This is a genomic window from Marinilabilia sp., assembly GCF_016278715.1.
Taxonomy (GTDB): Bacteria; Bacteroidota; Bacteroidia; order Bacteroidales; family Marinilabiliaceae; genus Marinilabilia.
In genome coordinates this window covers 1-7,759 of sequence record NZ_JADQBH010000059.1, presented here as the reverse complement: position 1 = coordinate 7,759, position 7,759 = coordinate 1, and the positions used below count along the sequence as shown (strand labels likewise).

At 40.0% G+C, this 7,759-nt stretch carries 5 protein-coding genes; 4 read left to right on the top strand and 1 reads right to left on the bottom strand.

Annotation, left to right across the window (positions count from 1 at the left end):
• Nucleotides 1–632: 632 nt before the first annotated feature.
• Nucleotides 633–2,096 (top strand): methyl-accepting chemotaxis protein, encoded by a 1,464-nt coding sequence (locus QZZ43_RS04065; protein WP_291856519.1) that lies wholly within the window; start codon nucleotides 633–635, stop codon nucleotides 2,094–2,096.
• Nucleotides 2,097–2,123: 27 nt separating this feature from the next.
• Nucleotides 2,124–3,491 (top strand): ABC transporter substrate-binding protein, encoded by a 1,368-nt coding sequence (locus tag QZZ43_RS04060; protein WP_291856516.1) that lies wholly within the window; start codon nucleotides 2,124–2,126, stop codon nucleotides 3,489–3,491.
• A 290-nt stretch (nucleotides 3,492–3,781) separates the two neighbouring features.
• On the opposite strand, the gene QZZ43_RS04055 is transcribed toward QZZ43_RS04060, so the two are convergent.
• Nucleotides 3,782–4,015, bottom strand: a complete 234-nt coding sequence (locus QZZ43_RS04055) for a glycoside hydrolase family 43 C-terminal domain-containing protein (RefSeq protein ID WP_291856515.1) — start codon at nucleotides 4,013–4,015, stop codon at nucleotides 3,782–3,784.
• A 798-nt stretch (nucleotides 4,016–4,813) separates the two neighbouring features.
• Here QZZ43_RS04055 and QZZ43_RS04050 point away from each other — a divergent pair.
• Both QZZ43_RS04050 and QZZ43_RS04045 read left to right on the top strand, forming a co-directional pair.
• Nucleotides 4,814–5,572 (top strand): helix-turn-helix transcriptional regulator, encoded by a 759-nt coding sequence (locus tag QZZ43_RS04050; protein WP_291856513.1) that lies wholly within the window; start codon nucleotides 4,814–4,816, stop codon nucleotides 5,570–5,572.
• Nucleotides 5,573–6,404: 832 nt separating this feature from the next.
• The coding region (locus QZZ43_RS04045; RefSeq protein WP_291856511.1) for an acyl-CoA mutase large subunit family protein at nucleotides 6,405–7,759 on the top strand (1,355 nt) is incomplete at its 3' end.

Sequence of the window (7,759 nt, the reverse complement as noted above, 5' to 3'; positions counted from 1 at the left end):
TCCTTATGTCCTTCATTTATTCTTGGTCGATTTAACCCCCTCTATAATTAAAGATATAATTTACTTTTCTCATTTTTATTTAGTTCTTTCAGAACAAAATAACTTTGTTGGAGTCTGCTCCGAAAAGAAGTGTTTTTGTTAACGAAGATATTGTCAACAAAGAATCTTTTCTATGTTGTCGATTGTTAAATATAGTCCCTTTATTTCATTTCTGCGGGATGCAACTATTACTTATCCTCCATTCCTGATATTAAGAAAGGTTAACCCATCTCATTTGTGCAATCACAACAAAAAATCAATGCAACCATTTCCATCTTCCTGTGCAACAAATTGTCTGTGATTTCGTAACAAAAGTAAAGATACCTTAAAAAAGCCTTTGGTGCGTATAAATAACGATAACAATTGAATCCGATTCTTCTGAGCAGTCTTTTGCGTTTTCTTGGCAAGACAAATTAGGATAATTGAGTTTGCTCGAAAAATAGTTGTTTTTGTTTAGGTTACGGCGCAGAGAATTTTTTAGCTAAAGTTAATTTGTTGCTGGTTAGGATTTAAAAAGTTCCTCTACCCAGGTATTTGCAACATAAAACCTTTTCGGAGTGGACTTATAATTAAATGGTTACAAAAATAAAGACATGGGTTACTTTAGTTTTTTTAAGTTTAAAAGGGTTTCCTATAAGATAGGTGTACTCATTATTCTAACAGAGTTTATTGCGCTATTTGCACTTGGAATTTATTATATTGATCGTTTTACTTCTCAAATAGATCAGAGCTTGGAACATAGCTTCCATACTCCTGCCTATTTAATGTCCAAAGGGCTTTTGCGGTACGAATCGGCCGAGGATCAGGATATTATGGAATCACTGGTCGGAGAGCCCGTTGAGCATTGCTTAATTGTCGGTGCCAATGGAAAAATTTATTTCTCTCTGGACCCCGATTATGCCGGGAAGGCTAAAGAAGATGTTCCACTGCTTTCTGATTTTGATGCGTTAAATTTCGAAATTGAAACAGATGTTTTTCAAACTGTTCTGTCTGACTCAGGAGCGTATTTTGTGAGTATCAGTCCATTACGTCTTGATGATGGTAAGTTTCTCGGGCATCTTTTTATTTATTCCAGCATGACTGAAATAACCAGAGAAAAAAGTGGTATTGTGTTTACTTTTATTATTGGATCTCTTTTATGTCTGATTTTGACCTCTGTGGTTATTATATTCTTTACCAAACACTTTTTTACAGACAATATTAATCTTGCACTTAGTCGATTAACCTCTATTGAAAGCGGACAGCTTCCTGTTAAGTCGTTGAAGGTAAAGTCTCATGATGAAATTGGTCAATTGACAAAAGCTATCAATAACCTGAATGGGAAGCTTAGAGAAATTGTTTTACTTATCACTGAGGGAGCAGTAAAAGTTAACTCATCAAGCAACCATCTTGATGATCTTTCTGTTAAGGTCGCAGGCGGCGCAAATCAGCAAGCCTCGTCTGTTGAGGAAGTTTCCTCTACTGTTGAAGAAATCGCCTCCATGATAGAGCAAAATGCACTCAATGCTCAAAAAACCGGGGAGATATCCAAAAAAGCGGCTGAAGGGATCAAGGATTTCGTGAAGCGGGAGGAGGAGAGTCTTGCATACATTCAAGCCATTTCCGGAAAGATATCTATCATTAATGACATTGCGTTTCAGACAAATATTCTGGCCTTAAATGCTGCCGTTGAAGCAGCCCATGCCGGTGAGCAGGGAAAAGGTTTTGCGGTGGTAGCTGCGGAAGTTAGGAAGCTTGCCAGTAAAAGTGAAGCGGCTGCAAGTGAGATCAATCAATTGTCTGAAAAATCTGTTGCGATTACTACAAAAGCTCATGAATTTATGATGCAATTGGCTCCGGAAATTGAAACAACTTCCCAGTTGGTTAATGATATTTCTGATTCAAGTGATGAACAGAATAGTGGAGCTGCTCAGATTAACAATTCAATTCAACAGTTAAATATGGTCATTCAGGAGTATGCTTCTTCGGCCGAAGAAATGACCAAAAATTCCAGAACTCTGAAACAGGAAGCTGAAGAGTTGCGTGAAAGCATCAGGTATTTTAAAGTTGAAGAGTAGAGTGTTTTTAGCAAAATAGTAGATTCTATGAAGTTTAATTCAAAAATATTATTGATTGCTCTTTTGGGACTCTGGAACTGTGGTTGTGACGAAAATTCCCGGGGAGTTTTATCCGGGGAAAAGGTATCTGGTGTTGTTCCTGTTGATACGGTAAATTTTGTGGGGCATTGGCTCAACGAAGGAAAGAGAGAGCTATTCGTGAGAAATCTGGCAAGGGTTTATGAGTTCGAAAATCAGAATGTAAAAGTGAACCTTAAATTTCCTGAGGAAATATATTATGATCCGCAAGATCGTGCAAGTAATGAGAAATATACTGCAAAGGTAATACAGCAAGGATTGACCGATTGGGATGTCCTTAGAATTAACGGAGAATATGGTGAGGTTACAAATATTTTGGACGACACTGACTGGCCTCGAAAATATTTGGTGGATTTTAGCGGAATAGAACAATTTAGAGAAGGAACTCAACCTTCTTTGTTGACAGAGGATGAAATGGAAAAATGGAATGGGGTGATACCCGGCCCATATCTTGAAGGCCAATACTGGGCACTATGGTTTAATAAGAAAGTGGCTGAAAAAGTTGGAATTGAAGTGAAGCAGTTTGGAATGACTTTCGACGATTTTGCCGGGTATTTGGAAGCAATCAACCAATACAACAAGAGTAATCCGGATGACCACATCATTCCTCTTTACGAGTCTTATGTGTGGGAGACCACCATGCTTTTGGCCCTTAATCTTTTTGCATCTTACCTGGGGAATGCTGATGCTTTTCTGGAGTGGAAAATGTCTGAAGAAAAGTTACAGGCATGGCATAAAACATTGAAACAAATAGAAAGGATTTCCCAATACAATCCTATTGATCCGTCATGGCGCGAAACGGATTGGGCATCAAGCCATGAGATGATGCTGAATGGAGAATGCCTGTTTTATGTTAATGGATCATGGATGTATAATATTTGGGAAGGTATAGATAGTGAGAAAATTTATGATATTGTTCCCTCGGAATTGCCATCAGCCGGAAAAAATGTGATTTATCCGCATGATTATTCTATAACATGGGGGGTTCCCCAGAATGTTCCTAATCGAGATGAGGCAGTGAAATTTCTTCTGTCGATGAATACTCCGGATGTGGCAGAGATGTGGACAAGGTATACAAAGTGTCCTACCGGCATAAAAGGAAATCTTTCGAGTGCATCGTTGGGCGGTGACCAGTTTGAAGAGTTTGCCAAATATGTGCAGGACAACTTTAGTGAAAACAAATTCCGGTATTATTGGAGTAGTGCATGGATACTGGATAATGATCATTATAATACACCTGTTTATTTCCGGGAAGTGTTAAATGGAGAAATGACTGCTAATGAAGCAATGATGGCTATTAGGGCGAGTATTAGGTGATAGTATTGATATTTATCAGTTAATCAGTAAGAAAAAATTTATTTGAGGGATAGTCAAAGAACTAATAGAAATCTGGTTTTAATGTAATTAAACTTTTAATTTGTTTCTTTTAACTCAATAATTATGCACAAAGTCTGCCATTGCGAACGTAATGAAGCAATTTCAAACTACAACCTTTGAGTTAACTAAAAGAGCAGGATTTAATCAACCTTCTTCCCCCAAATCGATTCTCCGGCATCGTTAATGCCTGAGAAAATCGGAGTAGTATGTCTGGGAGTGTCTTCCCAGTCTCATCCTTTTTTAATAATTAATTTCTGGCTGCCTATGGTGAGTGTTTTAGTTGCAGCATTGTAACTCCAGTTGCCCGAAAGAGCTCCGCTGGCACTTCCATTTTCGTTGAGATATAGCATTCTGCTTTGTTGCATGGTCTTGTATTGGTACTTGAGGGTAATGACTTCATAGGTGCCTGCAATACGATCTTCTTCGAGGGCCTCTTCCGGCAAGCCGGCATATCTTCCGGGCATCACCACCGGCCATCGGTCCGATGTCCATTAAATTTCTCTCAAATAGCCCATCATAATGGCATTGGAAGCATTGATGCCGGAGACATCATGCGGGAGTCGTCCCTGTGATGAATAAGTACCATTGGCCGGTTTGTTCATCCTGAAATACCGCACAGTGCGAGAAACCTACCCATACGTAATGGTCATTGAATTTGTATTGATGTGTAATCGTCCGAATAATCGGGTCCGTCAAAGTTGTCCTGCTCTTCTTTCTCTTCTTCAACCGGATCAGGTGTTATTTCCTAGTCATTTTGACAGGAGATGGAGAACAGCAATATGGCAATTAGGAACAGATGTTTAATTGTTTTCATTTTTTCTTGGATTTGATTCTAAACATTCGCGGGTTTTCTGTTCTGGGAATAAAAAAACACCCGGACAAACTTCAAATTATGAAACTGTCTCGGGTGTCCTTTAAGACCAAGGTCTGTTTGGGTACTCGGGTTGGGTCGTTTTGAGTGTTAAGGGGGGCTGGGCCCCTTTTCCAGGGGAATGTTTTTACTGTCCCTGAACATTTTACTGTCCCTGAACATTCTCTTGCGTTTGGTCGTTTCTTTAGTGATCTTTTATTTTGAGATTGCAATGTTACTCAAGAAAGAAAGGCCCATCAATAGTCCTTTAGTATAGTTTTTTATTATTGTTAAACAGAGAACAGAGCGTTTGTTCAGATACTTTCTCTTCAAAACAGTGAATTTTCTGAAATAATTGATAGCTTTGTTTAGCGGGTTACAGCGACAAAAGAGTTTAAAGTATCATTTAGCTATGTCTTTTGTAAAACATCTTATCGATTCTGTGGGGAGTGCTTCATCTGCCGGAGATGAGCCACTGGAAAAGCCTGATCCGTGGAAACTTCTTGATATTTTTTCCAGGTTGATGAACCAGAGTATTTATGTGGCGGATTTTAGTAGAGGAGAATTTCATTATGTGTCTGATCACCCTTTATTTCTTTGTGGGCACAGTGCTCAGGAAGTAAAAGAGATGGGCTTCTCATTCTATGAAAAGATTATTGCTCCCGAGGATATGCCTGTGGTGATGGATGTTAATGAAAATGGGTTTCGGTTTTTTAATACCAAACACCCGGAGGATTACCGGGAACATTGTTACTTGTCAGTCGATTTCAGAATCCGTCAGGAAGACGGTAGCCTTGTATTGATTACTCAGAGACTGGTGCCATTGGAACTTTCGGATGACAACCGGATCATATCTACGCTTTGTTTTGTCTCTCCCTCACAGGCTTCGGGCGCAGGAAATGCCGTGATTCAGAATTTGATGGAGCCTTTTCAGTACGAATTCAATGCACTTACCCGCAGGTTTATTCTCCATGAACAGAACCAGCTTTCCGGTCGTGAAAAGGAGGTTCTTTCTTTGTGTGCCAAAGGGGATGGGAATTTAGCCATCAGCAATAATCTTAATATCGCTGAATCCACCGTGAAGCAACATAAGCGGAATATCTTCCGCAAGCTGGGTGTTCGCAATACTTCCGAAGCTGTGTATTATGCCATTTCCAACCGGATGGTATGATTTATGACCAATAATAACTATTCGACACCTTCAGCGTCGATTTTTTGTATTTTGCTTAAGCTATAAACATAGGAGCCCTTCAGGCTCTGTTTTCTTCAATAAAAGGACATGACCCAGAAAACTCTATTTCTCTCAATTATAAAGGTATGACTCCGAAGTGAGTCAAATATTTATAGATGTAATTTTCACATTAGAATCGACCCCCGGAGCGGGTCGTACCAGTTATGTGTATTTGATTGTTTTCTCATGTCTTCTTCGATTAGGATCTTTTGGAAGTATCTAATACAATAGTCCGTTAAGCTTTTGTAATCGCTTAAGGAATAATTGTTTACATACTCCTGGGTGTTTATCTGAATAGTCAGATTATCAACAATATAGGATTCCTCTAGAATCTTATATCTAAAAATCTAAAGATCTATTGTAATAGATACGCATTATTAGGATGAGCCCTTTTTCTTTTTCTCCCGAGCTCCCTGCTGCCTTTTCGTAGATAAAAAAGTAATTGCGAAGCTATTGACTTAAGGGTTGGTAATGAAATAAATTGACAGATTTAACGATGTTATTTTGTTCTTCTCCTACTTGAAAAAACTGCGAATAGCGAGTTGTTTAATGGATTTTCAAGGAAGCTAAAGGGCAAAAGAACAAGTCTAAAGCGGCAAGTTATTTCGGCACAATCCCTAAGAGCAAAAATCTAACATCTGTCAGCTTCCCTTCCTGACTTAGAGTTGGATATGTTCAATAACATACCACAATCCCACTGGTTTTGTTCCCATTCCAGAATAATTTCGTTAATTTTGCGCCCTGTTAATTCGCACAAATAAACAGTTACATTATGGCAGATAAATCAAATCAACCGTTGTTCAGCGAATTCGCACCTGTGTCAACGCAGGAGTGGATGGACAAAGTGACAGCGGATCTCAAAGGGGCTGATTTTGACAAAAAGCTCGTTTGGAAAACCAATGAAGGTTTTAGCGTTCGTCCCTTTTACAGGGAAGAGGACCTTAAGAACCTTGAATATCTTGATACACTTCCGGGAGAATACCCGTTTGTGCGTGGAACCAAAGCCCACAACAAGTGGATGGTTCGTCAGGATATCGTGGTGAAAGATGTGAAGGAGGCCAACGAAAAGGCGTTGGATATTCTCAACAAAGGGGTTGATTCTCTGGGATTCTTCATTGAAAAGGAAGAACTCATTACAAAAGAGAACATCTCTGCTCTTCTGAAAAACATTGTTCCCGAGGCTGTAGAACTTAACTTTTCTACTCTCCACGGAAACAAGAAACTTTACCAACTGGTGGTGGAAGAGTTTGCTGCACGTAACTGCAAACTCGATGAAATTAAAGGTTCTTTGAATTTTGACCCGCTGGGAAATCTTACTATTAGCGGAAAATCATGCGTATCGGTTAAAGAGTTGCTTGATGATGCTGCAGAGCTGGCAGGAGAAGGAAAAGCACTCAAAGGATTTCAGACCATCAGTGTCAACGCGAAGCATTTCAATAATGCAGGTGCTACCATCGTTCAGGAACTGGCATTCGGGCTGGCTATGGGAAATGAGTATCTGGCTCAAATTACGGATCGCAACCAGGATATCAATACCGCTGCCACGAATATCCGCTTCAATTTTGGCGTTGGAGGTAATTACTTCATGGAAATTGCCAAGTTGCGCGCCGGTCGTATGTTGTGGGCAAAAATTGTTGATGCTTACAAACCAACCGGTCTGGAAGTGAAGAAAATGCATACCCACTGCGAAACTTCTGAGTGGAACAAGACTATTTACGATCCTTATGTGAACATGCTGCGGACGCAGACTGAGGCGATGAGTGCTACCATTGGCGGTACCGATTCATTGACCGTGGCTCCTTTCGATCAGGTGTTCCGTCAGCCCGGTGTTATTAGTGAACGTATCGCCCGTAATCAGCAACTGTTGCTGAAAGAGGAGTCGTACTTCAGCATGGTGGTGGATCCGTCAGCCGGTAGTTACTACATCGAGAACCTGACTGATAGCATTGCCAATGAAGCATGGAAATTGTTCCTCGAAGTAGAGAACAAAGGTGGATATACTGAAGCGCTGAAAGCCGGATTTATCCAGGCCCAGGTAAAAGAAGCTTCACAAACACGGAAGAAAGATTTGGCCCGCAGAAAAGATACTTTGCTGGGAACCAATCAATATCCAAATAATCTGGAAGC

Coding starts and splice junctions, on each gene's coding strand:
- QZZ43_RS04065 (WP_291856519.1), top strand. CDS start 633: ATGGGTTACTTTAGTTTTTTTAAGTTTAAAAGGGTTTCCTATAAGATA.
- QZZ43_RS04060 (WP_291856516.1), top strand. CDS start 2,124: ATGAAGTTTAATTCAAAAATATTATTGATTGCTCTTTTGGGACTCTGG.
- QZZ43_RS04055 (WP_291856515.1), bottom strand. CDS start 4,015: ATGCCCGGAAGATATGCCGGCTTGCCGGAAGAGGCCCTCGAAGAAGAT.
- QZZ43_RS04050 (WP_291856513.1), top strand. CDS start 4,814: ATGTCTTTTGTAAAACATCTTATCGATTCTGTGGGGAGTGCTTCATCT.